This window comes from Empedobacter sp. GD03739 (assembly GCF_029843245.1).
In the GTDB taxonomy this organism is placed as follows: domain Bacteria; phylum Bacteroidota; class Bacteroidia; order Flavobacteriales; family Weeksellaceae; genus Empedobacter; species Empedobacter falsenii_B.
In genome coordinates, this window is sequence record NZ_JAOCHX010000009.1 from 52,415 (window position 1) to 74,431 (window position 22,017).

The following is a 22,017-nucleotide window of genomic DNA, read 5'->3' on the forward strand; positions in this document are numbered from 1 at the left end:
CTATACAATAGATTATATTATAACTTTTTCAGGTAAATCTTTAATATTATACATCAAATCAGTAAAGATTTCCTCCGTAACTGCTCGCAATCCTCGAGCTCCTAAACCCAGTTCATTGGCACGGTCTACAATTTTATTTAGGGTTTCGTCCGTCACTACAAGCTCTTTTCCGTCTAAGGCGAAAAGCTTTGTATATTGTTTCATTAGAGAGTTTTTTGGTTCTGTCAAAATAGCTCTCATTGCTTCTTTATCTAATGCTTTAAGATACGTAATAATTGGTAAACGTCCAATTAATTCTGGAATGATACCAAAGTTTTTCAAATCTTGTGCATTTACTTCATCCAAAAGATTTTCAATTTCTTTATGATCTTCGTTTTTGAAACCAATTACGTGTTTTTTCAAACGATCTGCAATGTGTTTTTCTATTCCAGAAAAAGCTCCACCAGCCACAAACAAAATATCTTTTGTATTAACTTCTATAAATTTTTGATCAGGATGCTTACGTCCTCCTTTTGGTGGCACGTTAACAATAGTTCCTTCCAAAATTTTAAGCAAAGCTTGTTGTACACCTTCTCCAGAAACGTCACGTGTAATAGATGGATTGTCACTTTTACGTGCAATTTTATCTACTTCATCAATAAATACGATTCCTTTTTCGGCAAGCTCTACATTGTAATCAGCAGATTGTAAAAGACGCGTCAAAATACTTTCTACATCTTCTCCTACATATCCAGCTTCTGTAAGTACAGTTGCATCAACGATTGCAAATGGAACATTTAATAACTTAGCAATTGTTTTTGCTAATAATGTTTTTCCGCTTCCTGTTTCTCCAACTAAAATAACGTTCGATTTGTCAATCTCAACATCATTTTCTTTGTCTAATAATATTCTTTTGTAGTGATTATAAACTGCAACAGATAATATTTTTTTTGCTTGATCTTGACCTATCACATAATCATCTAAAAACTCTTTAATTTCTTTCGGAGATTTTAGCGTTAATGGTTTTATCAAATCGTTATTTTCGTTAAATTTCGATTCTTCTAAAACTATACCATGCGCTTGTTCTATGCAATTATCACAAATATTACCGTCGATTCCAGACACTAAAATATTTACTTCGTTTCTGCTTTTTCCGCAAAAAGAGCACTTATTTTCTTCCAATTTTTTATACTAATTAAGATGCAAAGGTATTTATTTTCTTCTAGATAGAAAATAAATTATTTGTTAATTTCTATAAATGTAAATTAAATCAAAAAAGTGGATATTTTTGTCCTTATTTAGATTATTGTTTTTTTTTATTTCATTCTTATTGTTTTACAAAATTTTAAGTATTTGTAAACGAAAAAAAGGATACTCAAAATTTTGAGTATCCTTTTTTTGTATTTTTATTGAATTTAAAATTATTTACGAGGCAATAAAACTTCGTCAATCATTCCATATTCTTTTGCTTCTTGTGAAGTCATCCAGTAATCACGTTCACCATCTTTTTCGATTTGCTCGAAAGTTTGACCAGAATGAGTTGCAAGAATATCGTATAATTCTTTCTTCAATTTCAAGATTTCCTTTAATGTAATTTCCATATCAGTAGCTTGTCCTTGAGCACCTCCTAAAGGTTGGTGAATCATCACGCGAGAATGTTTAAGAGCCGAACGTTTTCCTGCTGCACCTGCACATAATAAAACTGCTCCCATAGAAGCTGCCATTCCTGTACAAATTGTTGCAACGTCTGGTTTTACTAACTGCATTGTGTCGTAAATTCCTAATCCTGCATAAACACCACCACCTGGTGAGTTAACATAAATCTGAATGTCTTTTGTTGCATCCACACTTTCTAAGAACAATAATTGCGCTTGAATAATATTGGCAATTTGATCATCGATACCTGTTCCTAAAAAGATGATTCTGTCCATCATCAAACGAGAGAAAACGTCCATTTGTGCAACGTTCAATTTTCTTTCTTCAACGATGTAAGGCGTTGTATTTTGGATGTAACTCTCCATATGTAAAGAGCTAATTCCTTTGTCTAACAGCGCATATTTTTTAAATTCTTCTCCTACGTTTTTCATTATTAAATTTAGATTTTAAATGAAAGGTATAAAGAATTTTTTAGAAGTGATTAAGCTTCTGCTAATTCTTTATTTTTTTCTGTAATAATGTCAACAAACTCGTCAAATGTTACTTCTTTCTCGTTCAATTTTACATTGTTTTTGAAGATGTCTAACATTTTGTCTGTAAACACTTGGTATGATAAACGGTTGTATTCTTCTTGATTCTGTAAAGCAGACATTGCAATTTGTTGTAATGTTTCTTCTGGAATAGAAGTTTGACCGTACATTTTTAATTGATCTTTGATTGCAGCAAAAGCAGCTTCTTTTACTTCCTCAGCATTTACTTCTACATTGTTAACTTCAGCAATTTTAGCTTCGATTAATTGGTAACGTAAACCTTTGTCCATTTTTACCAACTCTTCTTTAGCTTGCTCTTCAGAAGTTACATTTTCGTTAGAAGTGATTAACCATTTTGTTAAAAATTCTGTTGGTAAATCAAATTGAACTGTATCTAATAATTTAGCTACAACATCATTGATAATTTGTTTGTCAGATTCTTTGTTGTACATGTTTTCTGACTCTTCTTTGATTTTGTTACGGAAAGCTTCTTCTGAATCTACAGCTCCTTCTCCATAAACTTTATCAAATAATTCTTGGTTAACTTCAGCTTTTTCAGCTTTGTTAATTTCTTTGATTGTATACGTAACGTTAGTTCCTTCTTCAGAAACTTCTGTGTTCAATTGTTGTGCAGCTTCTTCAGCAGTGTCAAAAATATCGTTAGAATTTACTTCTACAACATCACCAGCTTTTTTACCGATAAATGCAGAAGCATCTTTCAATTCTTCTAAACGGATAAATGTTTGTTTAGTTTCTTGTCCTTCTACAGAAGCTTCTACTTTCAAAACAGCTTCAGCTTCAGCTTCAGTTAAAGATTTTAATGATCCAAAACGAGCAGCGAAATTATCTACATATTTTTGGATTTCGTCGTCAGCAACTTTTACTTTGTAGCTTTCAACTTCTACTTTAGATAAATCAACATCAAATTCTGGTGCTAATCCTAATTCGAAATCAAATGATAATTGATCAGCATCCCAATCAACATCTTTCATTACTGGAACTGGATTTCCTAAGATTGATAATTTTTCTGTGTTGATGTATTCAGATACACTTTTTTGTAAAATTTCGTTAACTGTATCAAAAATAACAGCTTGTTCGTATTGTTTTTTTACAAAACTCATTGGAACTTGTCCTTTACGGAAACCTTTGATGTTAGCTGTTTTTCTGTATTGGTTTAATACATCAACTACTTTTTCTTGATAATCTGCCTTATCAACAGTTACAGTTAATACTGCGTTTAATTTGTCTGTTGTATTTTTAGTAATATTCATCTACCTTAAATTTGGAGTGCAAATGTATAAATTATTAATGATTTTTAATAGTAAAAAGTAATATTACAATCAATTCATTCACTATAAATTAACAATTCGGATGGAATCTTATCAAATACTTGATATTTTGATTTTAGATGGAATGATTGAATTGATTATTTACTACTTTTCTGAGGTGATATTTTCAACAATTAAGCCATTTGATTTTTGCTGACACAATGACATAAAAAAATCCAGAATATACGTTCTGGATTTTCAATATTTCGAAAATTTAATTTCTTATAATTCTCCGTAATTTGCGTAAGATTCGTCAAAAACAAAATCCTCCATAAATTTAGTTGTGTAATTACCCGCGATAAAATCTGGATTATCCATCAACTGTAAGTGGAAAGGAATCGTTGTTTTGATACCTTCGATATAAAATTCCCCTAACGCACGTTTCATTTTTGCTATTGCTTCTTCACGCGTTTGTGCAGTAACAATGATTTTTGCAATCATAGAATCGTAATTTGGTGGAATTGTATATCCAGCATAAACGTGTGTATCAACACGAACACCGTTACCACCAGGAATATTAATATTTGAAATTTTCCCTGGAGAAGGGCGGAAGTCGTTATAAGGATCTTCTGCATTGATACGACACTCGATAGAATGTCCGTTTGGATAATAGTTTTGACCAGAGATTGGCTCACCATCCGCTAACATAATTTGTTCACGAATTAAATCGAAACCTGTTACTTGCTCAGTAATTGGATGCTCTACTTGGATACGAGTATTCATTTCCATAAAGTAGAAATCTCCGTGTTTGTCAACTAAGAATTCAATTGTGCCAACACCTTCATAACCTATATATTCACAAGCTTTAACTGCTGCATCTCCCATACGTTGACGTAATTCGTCTGTCATGATTGGAGAAGGGGTTTCTTCTGCTAATTTTTGATTACGACGTTGAATAGAACAGTCACGTTCTGATAAGTGACAAGCTTTACCGTTTTGGTCACTTGCAACTTGAATCTCGATATGACGTGGTTCTTCGATTAATTTTTCCATATACATTCCGTCGTTACCAAAAGCTGCAGCAGCTTCTGTACGAGCAGATTCCCATGCGTGTAATAAATCTTCTTCTTTCCAAATTGCACGCATACCTTTACCACCACCACCGGCAGTAGCTTTCATCATAACTGGGTATTTAATTTCGCGCGCAACTTCTAAGGCTTGCTCATAGCTTTCTAATAAACCATCAGAACCTGGTACTACAGGAACACCAGCTTCTTTCATAGTAGCTTTCGCATTGGCTTTATCTCCCATACGCTCGATATTTTCTGCAGAAGCACCGATGAATTTGATTCCGTTAGAAGCACAGATTTTAGAAAAAGTTGAGTTTTCAGATAAAAACCCGTAACCTGGGTGAATAGCATCCGCGTCAGTAATTTCTGCAGCCGCGATGATGTTAGCCATTTTTAGGTACGAATCTTTACTTGGAGCAGGACCAATACACACAGCTTCGTCAGCGAAACGTACGTGTAATGAAGTCTCGTCTGCTTTAGAGTAAACGGCAACCGTTTTGATTCCCATTTCTTTTGCAGTACGTATAATACGCATTGCAATTTCACCTCTATTAGCGATTAATATCTTTTTAAACATAATTTTTTAGATGTAATTGATTAAGCTGGATCAACTAAGAATAATGGTTGATCGTACTCAACTGGACTAGCGTCGTCCACTAAGATTTTTACAATTTTTCCAGAAACTTCTGATTCGATTTCGTTGAATAGCTTCATTGCTTCAACAATACATAAAACTTTACCTGGAGCAATAGCATCACCTACATTGATAAAAGGTTCTTTACCTGGTCCTGCAGCACGGTAGAAAGTACCAATCATAGGAGATTTAACTGTAATTAAATTACTATTTTCTTCTTCTGTTGATGTTGTAGAGTTATTTGCTGGTGCAGCTGCAGACGCTTGAGGAGCGGCAATTGGAGCTACAGGAGCTTGTGGTACATAAATTTGTTGAGATGCAACTTGTGCAGGTACGCTTGCTAAAGTTTTGATTTTGATTTCGATGTCATCTTGTTTGATGCTTACTTCAGCAACTTCTGCTTTTGATACGAATCTAATTAAATTTTGAATGTCTTTAATGTCCATATAATGCGGTTTTTTATTTGACCTTTTATGTTTGTTTTTTATAAAACGATTTCAAAGGTATTGAAAAAAAAATAAAAAAAGCTGTTTCTTTTTAGAAACAGCTTCAAAATCTTTCGAAGATTATATTATTCAGTAACTTCTTGTACTTTCTCTAATACTACTTTACCTTTGTAGTATAATTTTCCGTCAGACCAGTGAGCTCTGTGATATAAATGTGCTTCACCTGTTGTTTTATCGATTGCTAATTGTGGAGCTTCGATTTTGTAGTGTGTTCTACGTTTATCTCTTCTTGTTGACGACTGTCTTCTCTTAGGATGTGCCATATCTAACTACTTTTTTTTCTTTATTTCTATAATTTATTTTAATAATAAAAACCAATTAAGGTTTCAAATCTTTCAATTTTGCCCAACGAGGATCAATGTCGTTATTATCGTCATCGTCATCATTGTTGTTGTCTTCATCGTAATGCTCGTCTTCTGCATCTTCGTCTAATTCGTAAATGCTGTATTGGTCTAACAATTCAATCATTTCAGAATCGCTTTTGCCATTCAAGACATCGGGATGAATTCGTTTTGTTGGTACTGATAACATTGCCAATTCATAAAGAACTTGCGCAACGTTGATTTGGTATTCCTCTCTTGGAATTACCCACATTTCAAAATCAGTATCGTCAAACTCGTTTCCAAATTTAACAATTAATTCTGCATTATTTGAAATTTCTTGTTGAAACAATTCTCCAGTCAAATCACAAGGGACTGTAATGTCTCCTTTTAAGCTGATTTCTAACTCAAGCATTGTAGATTTTTTATCTAAAATAATTGTTGCAATTAAATTAGGATTGTCAAAATCTTGCTCAATTTCAAATAAATCAAAGAACGATTGTGATAATTCGAATGTAAAATCACTCTTACCAAAAGGCAAGCTTGTAAATACAATATTATAATTTTTTAACTTGTCCATACCACAAAAAGGTGTGCAAAGATAATCTAATTTATTTAAAATTAATAGCTCTTTGCAACTTATTTTAAATTTTTATTCTTTATTATCGCCTTTTTCTAATTTTAGATGGATATGTTGCAATACATTTTTTGTTAGCTCTTGGTATTCGTTTCGATTTTTATATAATTCGATCGCTGAAAAAATAGCTTCCTTAAATGATTCTTCGTTTGCAATTCCTTTTCCTGCGATGTCGTAAGCCACACCATGATCTGGCGAAGTTCGTACAAATTTTAATCCAGCTGTATAATTAACGCCTTCATCAAAACTAATTGTTTTGAATGCCACCAATCCTTGATCGTGATACATGGCCAAAACCGCATCAAAAGCGTCTAAATTACTTGGATTGAAAAAACTATCTGCCGAATAAGGTCCAAAAACTAATTGATTTTCGTTAATGCAACGCTCGATAACTGGCGAAATAATTTCTTTTTCTTCTGATCCTAACAGACCATTGTCACCTGCATGAGGATTAAGACCTAAAACTGCAATTTTTGGTTTTTCGATGGCGTAATCTTCAATCAAACTTTTATGAATTTGTTGAATTTTTGCATAAACAGATTTTGGATTAATTTGTTTTGCAACTTCGCTAATTGGAATATGTTGCGTTACTAAACCAACTCTCAATTTTTCTGAAACTAAGAACATCAAAGGTTTTCCTCCCCAAATTTCTCCTAAATATTCGGTATGACCTGGGAAATGAAATTCTTCGGACTGAATATTATCTTTATTAATTGGAGCCGTTACCAAAACATCAGTAAAACCATCTGAAACAGATTTTGCAGCCGCTTTTAATGATTGATAAGCGTGTTCACCAGCTTCTTTGGTTACTTTACCATAATGTACATCAATTTGATCTTTCCAAAGATTAACCACATTGATTTTTCCGTCTACAATTTGATTCGCATCTTGAATACCTTGAAAATTGATTCGGTCAAATTTTAAACGATCTTTTTGATACGATAATAATTTGGTTGAACCGAAAATAACAGGCGTAAAAAACTCTGTTATTTCTTTTTCTTGTAAGGTTTTTAAGATAACCTCAATTCCGATTCCGTTATAATCACCAATCGAGATGGCAACTCTAATTTTTCTATCTTTTTCAGACATAATGTTAGTTTAATATGATTGGCTGGATGGTTTGTATTTTTTTAAAAATCTTTTGTAAATTAAATCTACAATTAAACCTCCAATCCATGATGAAAAGAATAAAACTGGACAGATCGCAATTTCGTACCAAGTTGGGTGATAAGGCGTGATAAGAACGTCGCCTAATGCAACGATTAACACAATAAAACCTACAAACATCGTGTAAGCTTGTTTAGCTCTTCTTACGATAAGTGCTGTTATAACACCTCCAACTAAAGCTGCAATTCCACTAATTGCGAGCATTGATCCAAAAAATTGAACTTCGAATTTTTTTCCTTCTTGGTGCGAAAAGTATTTGATGATGTGTCTCCATTCCGGAAAAACTTTGTTGTCCCATCCCAATCTATCCGCGTTGTATATAAGACCAAATTGTATGATAGCGTAGATAACAGCTAATCCTACTATTACAGCAATTGTGTTTCTTAATACAGTTTTGTCTTTTAGCATAATATTTTATTAGTCTGCAATAGCGATTACAGAAATTTCAACATTTACGTCGCGTGGTAAACGAGCAACTTCTACACATTCGCGTGCAGGATAATTTTCGTCATTAAAATAAGAAGCATAAACTTCGTTAACTGCGTTGAAATCATTCAAATCCTTAACAAAAATTGTTGTTTTTACAACTTGGTCAATTGTTGTTCCGCCAGCTTCTAAAATTGCAATTACATTTTTCATTACTTGATGAACTTCATCTTGAATACCTGTTGTAACCAATTCATTTTTTTCTACATTGAAAGGAATTTGTCCTGATGTGTAAATAAATCCGTTGTATTTTACACCTTGTGAATAAGGTCCAATTGCTTGTGGTGCTTTTTCTGTATGAACGATTTGTTTTTTCATATTAATATTTTTTTAGTAATTAAGTCTTGATCTATCGTTGTATTTTAAATCTTGTAAGATTGATGCTTTGATTCCGATAAAGAAATCATAACTTTTATATGTTCCCATTGGTGTCCAGTTGAATGATAAGGTAAAGCTTCGTAAATCTCTTTCAAAACCAAAACGTACATAGGTAATTTCACTTTTGATGAAATCGTAAGTTGCATTTGCCGAAATTGCCCAATATGGTGTTGGCGAAATTTTACCATTCATTGCAATAGAACCTGTGCTACTTCCTTTTCGTTCTGTTCCTTTGCTATAATTATAACTTAAATTTGCTGTTAAACTCCAAGGAATAGCAAATTGAGCATAATTATCGCTGTCGTAATAGAAATTTTCGTCACGAACTGTTCCTCGCTTTTTATAGTTCTTGGCATCGAAACGTTTTCCACCAAATGTACTATTGTCAAAAGTATAACCAGTTCCTAATGTCATATTAGAAATACGAAGATTTCCTAAGCCAAGTTCATCAATGTATTGAGCAACTTCATTTCCTTCAGCATTAATGTAACGTTGAATTTTATATGGATTAACAGTTGACGAAAATTGTACGTTTACTTTTCTATCAAACAAAGATGTCATTCCGTTAATACTGATTGGAGAAAGTTTAAATTCATCTGCAGAGAAGTTATAAGATGAACTCAAACGTAAATATTCAAATATCTTTACTTTTTTGAAACCTTTCGGGTCATTTACATCTTTTACTTTCATCTCTAAGTTGTTCGAAATTCCAAAGTTTAATGAATTTGTCAAACCAGGAATTGATACACCATACAACATGTTTTGATATTGATTGTACCAAACTTCTTCTTGATTTTGGTTTTGATAAGCTTTGTAATATCCCCAAGATTGACTTTGGAAATCCGGCGTATAACTATAACCAATAGATGGTGTAATCACGTGCTGAATTCCTAAAATCTTAGCATCTTTATTTGGATTAAGATATAATCCATAAATATTAGTTGAAACAGAAGCATTGAAATTAAATGTTCGATATGAATTGAATCCTTTCAATGTTGTGTCCTCTATTTTTCCGTTAACAGAATTGTAGTTTTTAATCAAACGATTATCACCCCAAACTTCATTATAGTCAGAAGAAAGTGTTAATGGGAAATAATTAGCAAGTGTAATACCTGTCTGCAAACCAATTTTGTGATTCGCACCCATTCGCATTTGATCTTTCCACATTTTGTCCGTAAAGATGTCTTTGTCGTTGGTGTTAACTTCATTTCCAGCTTGCATACTATACGTTAAACCAAGATTCTGAATTAAACCTTCTTTTGGCATATTTTTCTTTGCAAATGGGAAAATACGAGACATCGTCAAGTTGAAACGAGGAAATGCAATGTTAATATCTCCAGTATTATAGTTTTGAGAGTGAGACATACTCAATTGAGCTGTTAGAGGTGCATTCTCAAAGTTTTTTGTTAAGTTGATAGACGAGTTAACGTTGTTTGTAAAAACTTGTCCAGTATTGATGTATTGATTTCGTACAGATTCACGGTAATATTTCGAACTCGAAAAGTTAACATTGGCATTGAACAGCCAATATGGATTTGCTTTTGGGTCTTGGCTATGCGACCACATTACACCAAACATATTTTGTTTAGAAAACGCATTAGAACCTTCGGTAAGACCTTTGATACCAGTTAAGCGATTTTCTACATTCGCTGCAAGTCGTCCATTGTATTTATAACGTTTTTTATAGGTAGACTCGGCTCTAGCAGCCCAACTACCTTTTGTATAAACATCTCCCGAAAGTTTTAAATCGAAATTATCTCCAAATGGAACATAAAACCCTAAATCTTCGATAAAGAAACCAAGATTTGTACGCTCACCTGGGCGAGGCATCAAAATACCTGCGGCACGTTTTGCGCCCATCGCTGGGATGTACCCAAATGGTAATGCTAATGGTGTTGGTACGTCATAAATCCACATATTGATAGGTCCGGTAATCAATGTTTTTTTACCATTTTTATCAATCATTTTTCCTTCTTTGGCACGAAGAAAATAATCTGGTCGAGTATCTTTTCCTTCCTTAAAATAAGTATCCGTAGTAAAATCGGCACGTTTTAGTAACATTACCGAATCATTGACACGCTTCGCTTTATCAGCAATGATGATTCCATCTTCTTGCGTCATGCGAATGTTATATGCAATTCCAACTTTCGTTTTGAAATTTACTTTGAAAGCATCTTGCAAAATTTCTTGTTGACCTTGTGTAAACTTAGTTTTTTCAATAATATTCCCAATAGAATCGCGCTTACCTTCGGCATATACATCACCTGTATCCCAATTTAGTTCGATATAATCTGCATCAATAGTCATATCGCCGTAAACTACATGTGCCTTACGCAAAAGGTAAGTCATACGTTTTTTACGATTATGTATTTCGTCCTCGGAATTGTGCTCTACCACAAACTCTAATTTCTCTTTTACAGGGATAATAGTATCTAATTTTACTGAATCAGAAACTATCTTAGAGTGATCTTTATCGTTATTATTTTGCTTAACTTGTCCAAAAGAAACGGTGCAAACCATAACTGGACTAAAAAATAAAATCGATTTAATTGCCTTTGTAAACAAATTGAAAAACTTATTTTTTATAAATTGCGTCAAAATTAATCAAAAAAACAAACCTATAGTATGAGTTTAAAAATGATTAACATACAAAAGTATTTATTTTTTGCGATGATGATGGTATTTTCTACATTTTCATTTGCACAAAAAAAGCAAAATTTTGTAATTGTTATTGATGCTGGTCATGGTGGACATGATGCTGGAGCAAGGGGAGTCGCTGATTATGAAAAGAATATCACGTTAGATGTTTCGAAAAGATTGGCGGAATTAATTAAGAAAAATCACAAAGATGTTAAAGTTGTTTTAACACGTGATACAGATATTTTTTTAGAATTATGGGAACGTACACGAATTTCAAATGATAATCATGCGAATTTATTTGTCTCGATTCACTGTAATTCGGCTGATAACAAAAGCGCAACGGGAACAGAAACATTTGTAATGGGATTGAAACGATCTAACGAAACAGATGAAGTTTCTAAACGTGAAAACTCGGTTGTGTTTTTAGAGAAAGATCAAGAACGTTACGAAAAATTTAATCCAAATGATCCGGAAGCGGTTATCGCTTTCGAGATTATGAATGCAGCTTACAAAGAACAATCTATTCGTTTTGCAGATTTGGTAGAAAAAGGTTTCGTGAATCGTGATTTCAGAAAAAGTAGAGGTGTTAAACAAGCAAATTTTCACGTATTGAGAGGAAATGCTTCGCCTTCAGTTTTGGTTGAGTTAGGTTTTATTTCGAATTATGATGAAGGAACATTTTTAGCATCAGACGAAGGTAAAGATAAAACAACGACTACAATTTATGAAGCTTTTAAACAATTCAAAAAAGAATATGACCGTAGAAGTGGAGTAGAGGACGAGGATGAAAAACCTAAGCCAGTTAAAAAAGTTGAAAAACCTGTAGAAGGAAAAAAATTGAAGGTAAGGGTAATGGAATCTAAAATGAAATTCTCTTCAACTTCACCTCAATTAAGAGGTTTAACAGATTTAGATGTGATTCAGGAAGGTGATAATTACGTCTATTATTACGGAGAAACAGATTTGCAATCTCGTGCAGATGATTTGTTGCAAACGGTAAAACGTAAAGGATTTTCTGGTGCGAAAATTGTAGAATTTGAAACGAATAAAAAATTAGAAGGTGGTAAAAATTATCGTGTTCAGTTTATGACATCAAATAAAAAATATAAAGACAAAGACGAAAAGTTTAATGGATTGACAAATGTGTTGCGAGTAAAAGAAGGTGGACTTCAGAAATATTATTATGGTTCTGATAAAACAATGGAATCTGCTCAAAAAACATTAAAACAAGTACAAGACAAAGGATTTAGAAACGCTTTTATCGTTACATTTAATGGTGAAGAACCAATGTAAACGTAATATAAAATGTTTCTTTACAAATTAAATTTTATTTTTGCATAAAATCATAACAAGTGAAGTTATCTAAAGAATTAAAAATAGGAGTTGTTACCATCTTAACCTTAGTAGGTTTTTTCATGCTATTCAATTTCTTAAAAGGTCAAAATATTTTTTCATCAGGACGTTTGTTTACGGTGAAATACGAAAACGTAAGCGGATTAGCTCCTTCTAAACCTGTTTCTGTAAACGGTTTGAGAGTTGGTCAGGTGAAAGAAATTAAAATTATTGATACAGCAAAACCAATCTATTTTGAAGTCGTGATTTCTGTCGAAAAAGATATTCAATTTTCGAAAAAAACAATTGCAGAAATTTACGAACCAGGAATTATGTCTGGACCAGAAGTTAGACTTTTATTAGACTACGGACCAGATGTAGCAAAAGATGGAGACTTTTTACAAGGTCGTATTGCAGGCGGAATGTTAGATGGTTTGACGAAACAATTAACGCCAACACAAGCAAAGTTAGATAGTGTTTTATTAAGTTTTAATCAAACATTAGGAAGTGTAAACAATGTTTTGGATCCGTCAACTCAACAAGATATTAAAGCAATGTTGAGAAACTTGAATCATACAATTGATTCGTTCGACAAAACAGCGCAATCGTTGACTGCAACATCAAATAGTGCAAATAATTTGATCAAAACAAACGAAAAGACATTGAACACAACGCTTAACAATGCAAGTGCTACAATGGCTTCTGCAAAAGCTACGGTTGACAAATTTGGAAAAACTGCGGATAAATTAAACGCGTTAGAATTAGATCAAGTGATTAAGAATTTTGAAAATGCGTCTAAAAACTTAAATACATTGTTAGAAGATATGAATAATGGAAAAGGTTCTTTAGGAAAATTAGCAAAAGATGAAACGCTTGCTAACGAACTTGAAGCAACAATCAAAAATATGAATGAATTGGTAACAGACTTAAAGAAAAACCCAAGTCGTTATGTGAACATCTCTGTTTTTGGTAAAAAGCAACCAGTTCAGCCATAAGATCAAAACTAAAATTTAAATACTCAAAACTCACAAAAAGACTAATAAAAAATGATGAAGTACATTCCAAATGTAATCTTTCTTCTAATTATGATAGGAAGTATTTGGTTCTTTGCGCAAAACGTAAAGAAACTTATACGTAACATCAAATTAGGGAAAGAAATAGATCGTTTCGATCATCCTGCGGAAAGGTGGAAAACGATGGCTCGTGTGGCTTTAGGACAAGGTAAAATGACTGTTCGTCCTCTTGCTGGTATTCTACATGTTTTTGTTTATGTAGGATTTGTTTTAATCAATATCGAAGTATTAGAAATTATCATCGATGGTGTATTCGGAACACACCGTATTCTAAGTTTCTTAGGAGGTTTCTATAACGGAATGATTGGATTTTTCGAGATTTTAGCCTTTTTGGTGATGGTTTCGTGTATCATTTTCTTCTGTAGAAGAAACTTTGTAAAAGTTGGACGTTTTTGGAAACCAGAAATGAAAGGCTGGGCAAAAGACGATGCTAATTATATCCTAATTATGGAGGTTGCATTTATGTTGGCTTTATTTACAATGAATGGTGCAGATCAAGTGTTACAAAAAATGGGTGCACCTCATTATATCGAAACAGGATCTTTTCCAATTTCTTCTTGGTTAACGGCACCAATTATTAGTCAATTCAACGACATCACATTTATTACAATTATAGAAAGAGCAGCTTGGTGGTTTCATATCATTGGAATTTTCTTTTTCTTAAATTATTTATATTATTCAAAACATCTACATATCATTTTGGCTTTTCCAAATACATGGTTTTCTAAGTTAGAACCAAAAGGAGAATTCAATAATTTACAATCTGTAACAGATGAGGTAAAAATGATGATGGATCCAAATGCAGATCCTTACGCAGCACCTGCCGAACCACAGGGAGAGCCAGAAACATTTGGAGCAAAAGATATTTTTGATTTAAACAGAGTACAATTATTGAATGCCTACACATGTACGGAGTGTGGGCGTTGTACATCTGAATGTCCAGCAAATTTGACAGGGAAAAAATTATCTCCTCGAAAAATTATGATGGATACTCGTGATCGTTTAGAAGAAGTAAGTAAAAACATCGATGCAAACGGAAGTTTTGTGGATGATGGTAAAATGCTTGTCAACGATTACATTTCACCAGAAGAATTATGGGCATGTACATCTTGTAATGCATGTACACAGGCTTGTCCAGTAAATATCGATCCGTTATCAATTATTGTTGATTTACGTCGTTATTTGGTAATGGAACAATCTGCTGCACCAAACGAGTTGAACATGATGATGACAAATGTCGAAAACAATGGAGCTCCTTGGCAATTTAACAATGCGGATAGATTGAATTGGGCAAACGATTAAAATTGTAAAATACAATTACTCATTCTCAAAGAACTATTAATTTTTGTACATAACACACAAACACAGCACACATGGAAAATTTCTTAGAGGAAAAAATTGAAAACGGAGAAAGAGTAAGTCCTATTTTACCAGAAAATGTTAAAAATTATTTAATTGACATTGATGGAACAATTTGCGATGATATTCCAAACGAAGAACCAGAACGTATGCTAACAGCAGAATTATATCCAGATGCTTTAGAAACATTAAACAAATGGTACGACGAAGGACATATTATCACATTTTTTACATCACGTACAGAAGAACATCGTGAGTACACAGAAATTTGGTTGAAAAAACATGGTTTCAAATACCATGGACTTTTAATGGGAAAACCTCGTGGAGGAAATTATCATTGGGTTGACAACCATTTAGTAAAAGCGACACGATACAATGGTAAATTTACAGATTTGGTTGAAAAAAATGTTTCGATTCAAGTTTTTGATGATGGAAAACATTAAACCAAATCCATTCAAATAACACAAAGACTACAAAAAAATATGTCAAATATTACAGTTAAAACAATGGCTCAATATATGGCCGAAGGCAAACAACCAGAAGTTTTGTTTTGGGTTGGTTGCGCCGGAAGTTTTGATGACAGAGCTAAAAAAATAACACGAGCATTCGTTAAAATTTTAAATAATATTGGCGTAGAATTCGCCGTTTTAGGAACAGAAGAATCGTGTACAGGTGATCCTGCAAAGCGTGCTGGTAACGAATTTGTTTTCCAAATGCAAGCTATGATGAATATTGAAGTTCTGAATGCTTACGAAGTGAAAAAAATCGTTACAACTTGTCCACATTGTTTCAATACGTTGAAAAATGAATATCCAAGTTTAGGTGGAGAGTATGAGGTTTTGCATCATTCTCAATATTTACAACAGTTAATCAACGAAGGTAAATTGAAATTAGAAGGTTCTGAAACATTCAAAGGAAGACGAATCACTTTCCACGATCCTTGTTATTTAGGTCGCGGTAACGATGTGTATGAAGCGCCTCGTGAATTAATCGAAAAATTAGATGCCGAATTAGTCGAAATGAAACGTTGCAAAACACGTGGATTATGTTGTGGTGCTGGTGGAGCGCAGATGTTCAAAGAACCAGAAAAAGGAAACAAAGACATCAATGTAGAACGTACAGAAGAGGCTTTAGAGAAAGAGCCGCACATTATCGCAACAGGTTGTCCATTTTGTAATACAATGATGACAGACGGTGTAAAACACTTCGAAAAAGAATCAACGGTTATGGTAAAAGACTTAGCTGAATTGATTATGGAAGCGAAAGATTTATAATCGAATTTATAAAAATAATATAAAAAAGCCATCTCTTTGAGATGGCTTTTTTTGTACTAAAATTTTAACTTTCTAACATCTAACATCTAACATCTAAAATTTCCGTATCTTTGAAACACAAATTTTAAATAAAGAGAAAATGAATTTAGCAGACGATTCAAGAATTTGGATTTTTCAAGCCAATCGTAAATTCTCAACAGAAGAAAAGCAAGCTATTACAGCTAAACTAAATACTTTTATAGCAGATTGGAATGCGCATGGTGCTGAACTTTTAGCTGATTTTGATTTACCTTACGATCAATTTATTGTAGTTGGTGTAGACGAAAATCAAGCAACAGCAAGTGGTTGTTCTATCGATAAATTAACGAAAATCGTACGTGAAATTGATGCAGATTATTCGTTTGATTTATTGAATAGAATGTTAGTTTCGTATGAAAATGAGAAAGAAGTTTTTATTGAAAAATTACCAACATTCAAACAAAAAGTAAAAGAAGGAGAAATCAAAAATGTAAAAGTTTTCAATAATGGAATTTCTTCTTTGAATGATTTTAAAAATAATTGGTTGTTACCAATCGAAGAAAGTTGGGCAAAAACATTATTAAATTAAACGTTTAAAATCCAAAAAATAGTAAAGCCGAGTTTAGAAATAAGCTCGGTTTTATTTTTAATAAAATATTGTTGAAAAAACACTATTTTTACGTAATAATAAATTAAAAATACTATGAAAAACAAAGGATGTCTTATTGGTGGAGTGATTCTTTTAGTTCTTGCAGGAATCGTTTTCTGGGGAATTGGAGTTTCGAATACGATTAAAACAACAGACCAAGGTGTGCAAAAACAATGGTCGAATGTAGAAAATACATATCAAAAACGTTCAGATTTAGTTCCAAATTTAGTGAACACGGTAAAAGGTGCTGCGAATATGGAAAAAGAAACGTTAACAGCTGTAATTGATGCACGTGCAAAAGCGACTTCTAATCAAATTAAAATTGATGATCCAAGTCAATTAACAGATGCAAATATTGCGAAATTTCAACAAGCTCAAGATCAATTAGGATCTACATTAAGCCGTTTATTGGTTTCTGTTGAAAAATATCCGGATATTAAATTCAATCAAAACTTTACTTCTTTACAAGCAGAATTATCTTCTATCGAGCAAGAAGTTTTATTTGAGAGAAAAAAATACAACGATGCTGCAGAGAAATTCAATAACATGATTATAACTTTCCCTAACAGCTTAATCGCTGGTTTTACAGGTGCTACGAAAAAAGGTTATTTCAAAGCTGCTGCAGGATCTGAAAATGCTCCTAAAGTAGAATTCTAATCATTATGGGAAATAAGAAACATAAATTTCTTTCCTCAAAAGATGAAAAAAAAATAATCGAAGCCATCCAAAAAGCGGAGAAATATACAAGTGGGGAAATTCGAGTTCATATTGAATTCGAATCTTCTCCCAATCATTTTGATAAAGCTTTAGAGGTGTTTGAACGATTAGAAATGCACAAAACCAAAGATAGAAATGGTGTGTTGTTTCATGTTTCACCAACCGATCATAACTTTACAATTATTGGTGATAAAGGAATTGATCAAGTGACACCAGATGATTTTTGGGATGATATAAAAGAAGAGGTCATCAAGCATTTCAAAAAAGAACATTATGTAAAAGGGCTTTGTGAAGGAATAAAAAAAACAGGCAAAGCACTTAAAAAATATTTTCCTTATCAAGAGGATGATACAAACGAATTACCAGATGAAATTAGCTACAGTTAAATACTTTTTTCTAACTTTTTTTCTTTCAATTTTAACCGTTTTTGGGCAGACACCGGATGAATTGGTGAAGATGGAACATCCGCCTAAAAAGCTTGTGCAAGATTATGCACATGTTTTTGATGCAATGCAATTGGATGAATTAGAACGAAAATTAGTAGCCTATGATGATTCAACATCTACTCAAATTTTGGTATTAACAGTGAAGTCTCTAGATGGTTATCCGTTAGAAATGTTTGCAAATGATATTGGTGAAAAATGGAAAGTTGGTACACAAGGAAAAGATAATGGAGTTGTAATTGTTTTAAGTGAACAAGATCGTAAGATTACGATTAGAACAGGTTATGGAGCTCAAATTTATTTACCGCCAAGTGTCAACAAATCGATTATTGACAATGTTATTATTCCGTATTTCAAACAAGGTGATTATGCTGGTGGAATAAATGCTGGAGTCAATTCTATTTTTCAAGCTTTTGCAGGAAAATATAAGCAAGACAAACCAAAATCGCAAGAACCAGAAATGGATTGGCTTGCATTGATTTTTGCAATCGGTTTTTTCATCTTTATTTTTATTATTATATCGAAAGGTAAAGGTGGTAATAATGGCGGAAATGGTGGCAGACGAAGAAGTTTGTTAGATGATATTATCATTATGAACACAGGAAGTTCTGTTTTCGGTGGCGGAGGTTTCGGCTCAGGAGGAAGTTCTTGGGGTGGATCATCTGGTGGCGGAGGCGGCTTTGGTGGTTTCGGAGGCGGAAGCTTTGGAGGTGGAGGTGCTTCTGGTAGTTGGTAATATTTTTTTACATGAAACAGAATTATAGTATTAAATGGTTAATTGAAAATTATGAACAAGGGGTAAACCTGAAGTTTATATATTTTTGGGGACATTCTAATAAGTATAAAGAAGAAATCGGTAAATTTTGTTTCAGTCAATGGTTTCAATCTGAGTTCATTGTTAATGAAATTATTTTTAAGACGTCAGAACATTGGATGATGGCTCAAAAAGCATTATTATTTAATGACTTTGAAAATTTTGAAAAAATTATTAGTTCTGATTCTCCAAAGATTGCTAAAGAAATAGGACGTCAAGTAGATAATTTTAATGAGGAGATTTGGAATGCAATGAAATATAAAATAGTAGTTGCAGGAAATGTTCATAAATTTATTCAGAATGAATCATTAAAAGATTTTTTATTAAATACGAATGATAAAATAATTGTAGAAGCAAGTCCTGTTGATACAGTTTGGGGAATAGGTCTTACTCAAGATAGTAAAGATATTGATAATCTATATCTTTGGCGAGGAGAAAATTTGTTAGGGTTTGTATTAATGGAAGTTAGAGAATATTTGAAACAATTTAAATTAGATAATTTATTGGATTCAACTATACTTCCTCCTTGGAAAATGTATCCTGAATTAGATCAAGATGATATGTTTTGGAGAATGGGAAAAGGAGAAGATTATTTAATAAATTTTACACAAAAATATTTGAAATTATCTTTTGAAGACAAACTTTTATATTCTATAACTTATATAGAACCTCATAATTGGTTAGGCTTTTATGAAGATTTCTAATCTTAATTATTATATTAAATAAACCCAAAAATCCGAACGAAACCATTCGGATTTTTTTATGACTGAACATTATTCGTTAAATTCGTTTTCTAAATCAGTTTATGGAACTTCTCAATCATATTTACACCAATCAACGCAGCAATACAAACGATACGTCGGATGCGAGATCAGAATATCAGCGCGATTATGATCGTATTATTTTTTCGTCTGCCTTTCGTCGTTTGCAAAACAAAACGCAAGTTTTTCCTTTGCCAGGAAGTGTTTTTGTCCACAATCGATTGACGCATTCGTTAGAAGTTTCGTCTGTTGGGCGTTCGATGGGAAATTTGGTTGGAAAGTTTATTTCCGAAAATTATAAATTAACAAAGGAGTCGCAGGAGTTTTATAAGTACAGTATTCACGATGTGATTTCAGCGGCATGTTTATGCCACGATATCGGAAATCCAGCTTTTGGACATTCCGGTGAAGATGCGATTGCATCTTATTTTGATCGTCATGAAGCTGATTTGAAACAATACTTTACTGAAGCAGAATGGGCTGATTTAATCAATTTTGAAGGAAACGCAAATGCAATTCGAATTTTAACACAACAACAAAACGGAAAATCGGAAGGTGGTTTACGTTTGACGTATTCAACATTGGCTGCGATTGCAAAATATCCATGTGAATCGGTTGCAAAAGATAAAAATCAATTGCATCGTAAGAAATTTGGATTTTTTCAGGCGCAAAAGGAAGCTTTCCGAACAATTGCTGAAAAAACGAATATGATTTTGGAACAAGATTCACCAATTATTTACAAGCGACATCCGTTTGTGTGGTTGGTAGAGGCGGCTGACGATATTTGTTATTCGATTATCGATGTCGAAGATTCGCAACGTTTAGGAATTATTGATCATGATAAATGCCGAAAATTATTTTTGAATTTAGTTGAATCTTTAGATCCATCTCAAATTGATAAAACAAAAAATACATTAAAATCAATTTCAGATAAAAATGATCGAATAGCCTATTTACGTGCAAAATCAATTAATTTATTGACGCAAAAATCGGTTGAAGTTTACCAAAATAATTTTGATCAAATTGTAAAAGGAGAATTTAAAACGGCGTTATTAGATGTGATTAAAAATGAAACGGAACAAGTAACGAAACGAGTTTTAGACGAAATTCAACGTTTCTCGATTGAAAATATTTATAATCATCGTTCTGTTCTCGAAATTGAAAATGCAGGTTATAATGTAATGTCAGAATTGCTTTCGCAATTTATTCCTCCAATTTTAAAAGATGAAAAAGAACGCAAAACGTTTGAGAAAAAAGCCTTGCGTTTAGTTCCTGCTCAGTTTTTATATGAGAAAGGAACAAAGTATCAAAAGGTAATGGGAATTTTGGATTATGTTTCGGGAATGACTGATAATTACGCAACAGAATTATATCGTCGTATCAAAGGAATCGAAATTGGAATGACGATTTAAGTACGAAGTTAAAAATACGAAGCTCGAATTTAGAGAAATTGTCATGCTGAACTCGTTTCAGTATCTCATCAAAAATTAGCGAATTTGTTATTCCGACGAATGGAGGAATCTATAGATTCTTCATTTCGCTGAAGCTATATTCAGAATGACAAAAAATAATGAATTCTACGTTTCGTAAACTAGATAACTAATTTCTAGTCTCGAATAACGAATAACTAAATAACATCACACAATAATGAAAAATGTAACAATACGAGAAGCAAGAAAAGAAGATTGTCCTCGAATTTTAGAGTTAATTCACGAATTAGCTTTATACGAAAAAGCACCAGACGAAGTAACGGTAACCTTAGAAGAAATGGAAGAATGCGGGTTTGGAGATAAACCAGTTTGGGGTTCTTTGGTTGCAGAAGTGGACGGAAATGTGGAAGGAATTGCGTTGCATTACGATCGTTATTCGACTTGGAAAGGACGCAGATTATATTTGGAGGATTTGATTGTAACCGAAAAAATGCGCGGTTCTGGAATTGGTAAATTATTATTGGATGAATTAATTGTTTATGGAAAAGCGAATAATTACCACGGAATGGTTTGGCAAGTTCTGGATTGGAATGAACCTGCAATTAATTTCTATAAAAAATATAACGCAGATTTTGATCCAGAATGGATTAATGTTTCAGTGAATTTTTAAACAATAAAAAAGAATCCGTCTCACAACTTGAGGCGGATTTTTTTTGGTTATAATTGTTATTTTTTGTATATTTATATCTGATAATCAGATATTTGTCTATGAATTTCAAGTATTATAACCAAAATCAGACGGTGTTGTTTCCGTATAGTTTTGAGGAGTTGATTCCCGATAATCATCCTGTTCGGATTGTCAATGATATTTTGGAG

At 32.8% G+C, this 22,017-nt stretch carries 23 protein-coding genes; 12 read left to right on the forward strand and 11 right to left on the reverse strand.

Annotation, left to right across the window (positions count from 1 at the left end):
* Positions 1-12 precede the first annotated feature (12 nt).
* From clpX to N5E64_RS04765, 11 genes are all read right to left on the reverse strand, one after another.
* On the reverse strand, positions 13-1,161 hold the full coding sequence (gene clpX / locus N5E64_RS04715) for an ATP-dependent Clp protease ATP-binding subunit ClpX (protein ID WP_115001489.1): 1,149 nt from the start codon (positions 1,159-1,161) through the stop codon (positions 13-15).
* A 239-nt stretch (positions 1,162-1,400) separates the two neighbouring features.
* Positions 1,401-2,066, reverse strand: coding sequence for an ATP-dependent Clp endopeptidase proteolytic subunit ClpP (gene clpP / locus N5E64_RS04720; RefSeq protein ID WP_038331995.1), 666 nt, complete (start codon positions 2,064-2,066; stop codon positions 1,401-1,403).
* A 50-nt stretch (positions 2,067-2,116) separates the two neighbouring features.
* Positions 2,117-3,436, reverse strand: coding sequence for a trigger factor (locus tag N5E64_RS04725; protein WP_280036016.1), 1,320 nt, complete (start codon positions 3,434-3,436; stop codon positions 2,117-2,119).
* A 279-nt stretch (positions 3,437-3,715) separates the two neighbouring features.
* Entirely contained in the window at positions 3,716-5,080 is a 1,365-nt protein-coding gene (gene accC / locus N5E64_RS04730; RefSeq protein ID WP_038332000.1) for an acetyl-CoA carboxylase biotin carboxylase subunit, read from the reverse strand.
* Positions 5,081-5,100: 20 nt separating this feature from the next.
* Entirely contained in the window at positions 5,101-5,583 is a 483-nt protein-coding gene (gene accB, locus N5E64_RS04735; RefSeq protein WP_125348723.1) for an acetyl-CoA carboxylase biotin carboxyl carrier protein, read from the reverse strand.
* A 125-nt stretch (positions 5,584-5,708) separates the two neighbouring features.
* A complete protein-coding gene (rpmF, locus tag N5E64_RS04740) occupies positions 5,709-5,906 on the reverse strand; it encodes a 50S ribosomal protein L32 (protein ID WP_019975824.1) in 198 nt (65 codons plus the stop codon).
* Positions 5,907-5,961: 55 nt separating this feature from the next.
* Complete coding sequence (locus tag N5E64_RS04745; RefSeq protein ID WP_280036020.1) at positions 5,962-6,543, reverse strand: DUF177 domain-containing protein; 582 nt, start codon at positions 6,541-6,543, stop codon at positions 5,962-5,964.
* A 72-nt stretch (positions 6,544-6,615) separates the two neighbouring features.
* On the reverse strand, positions 6,616-7,689 hold the full coding sequence (gene pdxA / locus N5E64_RS04750; protein WP_125348727.1) for a 4-hydroxythreonine-4-phosphate dehydrogenase PdxA: 1,074 nt from the start codon (positions 7,687-7,689) through the stop codon (positions 6,616-6,618).
* A 9-nt stretch (positions 7,690-7,698) separates the two neighbouring features.
* Positions 7,699-8,175, reverse strand: coding sequence for a hypothetical protein (locus N5E64_RS04755; protein ID WP_125348729.1), 477 nt, complete (start codon positions 8,173-8,175; stop codon positions 7,699-7,701).
* 9 nt (positions 8,176-8,184) lie between these two features.
* Positions 8,185-8,571 (reverse strand): RidA family protein, encoded by a 387-nt coding sequence (locus tag N5E64_RS04760; protein WP_125348731.1) that lies wholly within the window; start codon positions 8,569-8,571, stop codon positions 8,185-8,187.
* 12 nt (positions 8,572-8,583) lie between these two features.
* Entirely contained in the window at positions 8,584-11,196 is a 2,613-nt protein-coding gene (locus N5E64_RS04765; protein ID WP_280036023.1) for a putative LPS assembly protein LptD, read from the reverse strand.
* A 72-nt stretch (positions 11,197-11,268) separates the two neighbouring features.
* Between N5E64_RS04765 and N5E64_RS04770 the strand changes: the two genes are divergently transcribed.
* The 12 genes from N5E64_RS04770 (at position 11,269) to N5E64_RS04825 (ending at position 21,811) form a co-directional block, all read left to right on the forward strand.
* Positions 11,269-12,564, forward strand: coding sequence for an N-acetylmuramoyl-L-alanine amidase (locus tag N5E64_RS04770; RefSeq protein WP_257467976.1), 1,296 nt, complete (start codon positions 11,269-11,271; stop codon positions 12,562-12,564).
* Positions 12,565-12,623: 59 nt separating this feature from the next.
* Positions 12,624-13,598 (forward strand): MlaD family protein, encoded by a 975-nt coding sequence (locus N5E64_RS04775; protein WP_280036025.1) that lies wholly within the window; start codon positions 12,624-12,626, stop codon positions 13,596-13,598.
* Between the two features lie 54 nt (positions 13,599-13,652).
* Entirely contained in the window at positions 13,653-14,978 is a 1,326-nt protein-coding gene (locus N5E64_RS04780) for a (Fe-S)-binding protein (RefSeq protein WP_185144083.1), read from the forward strand.
* Between the two features lie 71 nt (positions 14,979-15,049).
* A complete protein-coding gene (locus tag N5E64_RS04785) occupies positions 15,050-15,478 on the forward strand; it encodes a phosphoheptose isomerase (protein ID WP_125348737.1) in 429 nt (142 codons plus the stop codon).
* A 39-nt stretch (positions 15,479-15,517) separates the two neighbouring features.
* On the forward strand, positions 15,518-16,309 hold the full coding sequence (locus N5E64_RS04790; protein WP_038332021.1) for a (Fe-S)-binding protein: 792 nt from the start codon (positions 15,518-15,520) through the stop codon (positions 16,307-16,309).
* Between the two features lie 139 nt (positions 16,310-16,448).
* Positions 16,449-16,916 (forward strand): ABC transporter ATPase, encoded by a 468-nt coding sequence (locus N5E64_RS04795; RefSeq protein ID WP_115001473.1) that lies wholly within the window; start codon positions 16,449-16,451, stop codon positions 16,914-16,916.
* A 114-nt stretch (positions 16,917-17,030) separates the two neighbouring features.
* Positions 17,031-17,633, forward strand: a complete 603-nt coding sequence (locus N5E64_RS04800) for a LemA family protein (protein ID WP_125348741.1) — start codon at positions 17,031-17,033, stop codon at positions 17,631-17,633.
* Positions 17,634-17,638: 5 nt separating this feature from the next.
* Complete coding sequence (locus tag N5E64_RS04805; protein ID WP_219033625.1) at positions 17,639-18,079, forward strand: TPM domain-containing protein; 441 nt, start codon at positions 17,639-17,641, stop codon at positions 18,077-18,079.
* Entirely contained in the window at positions 18,060-18,872 is an 813-nt protein-coding gene (locus tag N5E64_RS04810) for a YgcG family protein (protein ID WP_280036030.1), read from the forward strand. Before N5E64_RS04805 ends, N5E64_RS04810 begins: the two co-directional genes overlap by 20 nt.
* Before the next feature lie 11 nt (positions 18,873-18,883).
* Positions 18,884-19,654, forward strand: a complete 771-nt coding sequence (locus tag N5E64_RS04815) for an NADAR family protein (RefSeq protein WP_125348745.1) — start codon at positions 18,884-18,886, stop codon at positions 19,652-19,654.
* Positions 19,655-19,755: 101 nt separating this feature from the next.
* Complete coding sequence (locus tag N5E64_RS04820) at positions 19,756-21,123, forward strand: deoxyguanosinetriphosphate triphosphohydrolase (protein WP_125348747.1); 1,368 nt, start codon at positions 19,756-19,758, stop codon at positions 21,121-21,123.
* Positions 21,124-21,358: 235 nt separating this feature from the next.
* Positions 21,359-21,811, forward strand: a complete 453-nt coding sequence (locus N5E64_RS04825) for a GNAT family N-acetyltransferase (RefSeq protein ID WP_115001464.1) — start codon at positions 21,359-21,361, stop codon at positions 21,809-21,811.
* Positions 21,812-22,017: the final 206 nt, after the last annotated feature.